The organism is Ferruginibacter sp. (genome assembly GCF_031430955.1).
Classification (GTDB): domain Bacteria; phylum Bacteroidota; class Bacteroidia; order Chitinophagales; family Chitinophagaceae; genus Ferruginibacter.
This window is the reverse complement of sequence record NZ_JANPCM010000741.1, coordinates 1-1,728: the sequence shown is the minus strand read 5'-3', so window position 1 is coordinate 1,728 and position 1,728 is coordinate 1. Positions and strand designations below refer to the sequence as shown.

Below are 1,728 nucleotides of genomic sequence, written 5' to 3'. Positions count from 1 at the left end.
GATTTACCTGCAGTTGAAGCAACTGAGTTAACTGATGGATGATATTGTTTGTTATAAGATTCCAAACTAAAATAATTTTACCTACACCAGTGGCTCAATAGAAAAAATATCCAGTTTAGATTGCATAAAATTTCTTATTCTTTTTAAAGCGGCATTACCATTACTGGAGCCACCATTATTGGTATTACCTTCCACCGTTTCAAAAATACCGTTACCTATGGCTGTTATAATGCCTGTATGAATCCAGTCGTGTGGTGTTTTTTGTAAAAGAAAAATATCTCCGGGCTTTACCAGCGAAGGATTGTTGCGTACAGCAGTAAAGCGCCGCAGCAAACCTTTTTGTAAACCAGTTGTACCAACCGTATCGCAACTGTAAGTAAGTGGCATTAATGTTTTAAAATTTTTGCCCTGCAATGATGCTGCCTGATCGATAATGGCCTGCACAAAACCCATGCACCAAAACCATGGTGTACCTTCATTGCCATCCATGTATGCCCTTACCCACGGGCCACTGTTGCTTTGTTGATTTATTACCAATTCAAAGGGGCGGTTTTTAATATGATTCATGGCTGTATTAACCACTAATTGCCTTAAGCCTGCTCCTGTTATATTTCCTTCAAAAGCATTTTTCATTGGCTCACACATAAGGCTGAATGTTTGCTGGTTTACAATGCCCGATTGCGGAATGGCTTTTGCTTTTTGAAAATTTATAACTGCCTGTTCAGTTGCTGTACCAAAGTCGCCATCAATGCCTGTAGAGGTTATTGCAGCCGGGTTAACCATTGAAAATAAATTAAGCAACGACTGAATTTTCATCACATCTTTTTTTGTATTGTCTGCGCCATTCTTTTTTTGTGTTGCGCTTATAACAAGTTCTTTTTGATAGGTTGTTTTTTGCATGGTGGCTAATATTTTATTGTGCTGAATAAATATTTTTCTTACAGCAGATTTATCAATTGTTTATTTATAAGGTTTTACAACAACCTTAGTTAAACCAATTACACTGTGATAATTTATTTGCTGTATTAAAGAGGTATCGCTCCAATCCACATGCACACATCCGTGAGAACTCCAGTCTAACGGGCCTGCATGCAATGCTTCACCCCCATGATAAAAAACAGCAAAACTCATATTGGCGCTTAAATCTTTCGAGTATCGTTTACGTGGTCCTTCCCTGTTAGATGTATCAGCATCGTCAGAATATTTACCACTGTTATAACCATCTCCCTCAATACGGGTTACTTTAAAATTACCGGATGATGTTTTTCCAAGTTCGGCAGAACCTGCTGCAACTGTAAACGTAAAATTGGCCCACTTGGCAGCATTATCATAATACTCTACACTGGCATCACCCGTCCACATCTCTACGTTATTAACGTCTTTCTTTTTTGTTTTAAGTTCTACAGTTATCAATTTAATCCACGGTTTTGTTTCAATATCTGTTGTAGTATCAAAAGAATCTTCTTTTAGTGTTGCAGTATCCGACCTTCCAAAATTGAAAGAGTGAAGTTTATTTTTTGTTTTGTCCTGCTTTTCAGTTTTTCTGTAAGGTTGAATATTATTGGTTTGCTGCACTACATGCGTTAACTCATGACTCAATAATTTTTTACCGCTTTCAGTATTGGGAGAATATTGCCCGTCATTAAAAACAATATTGTTTCCCGACGTATAGGCCAAAGCATTTATTGATTGTGCCGATTTTGCAGCAACAGTACCGGTGTGCAGTTT

The 1,728-nt window shown here is 37.5% G+C and carries 2 protein-coding genes; both read right to left on the bottom strand.

The window, feature by feature from the left end; genetic code table 11:
- Positions 1-81: 81 nt before the first annotated feature.
- On the bottom strand, positions 82-900 hold the full coding sequence (locus ACY65O_RS21225) for a peptidoglycan-binding protein (RefSeq protein ID WP_462222861.1): 819 nt from the start codon (positions 898-900) through the stop codon (positions 82-84).
- Between the two features lie 60 nt (positions 901-960).
- Positions 961-1,728: eCIS core domain-containing protein (locus ACY65O_RS21220; RefSeq protein ID WP_462222860.1), on the bottom strand; the 768-nt coding region annotated here is incomplete at its 5' end.

What these genes read in the sequence shown, in the direction of transcription:
- ACY65O_RS21225 (WP_462222861.1), bottom strand. Translation starts at nt 900, where the DNA reads ATGCAAAAAACAACCTATCAAAAAGAACTTGTTATAAGCGCAACACAA.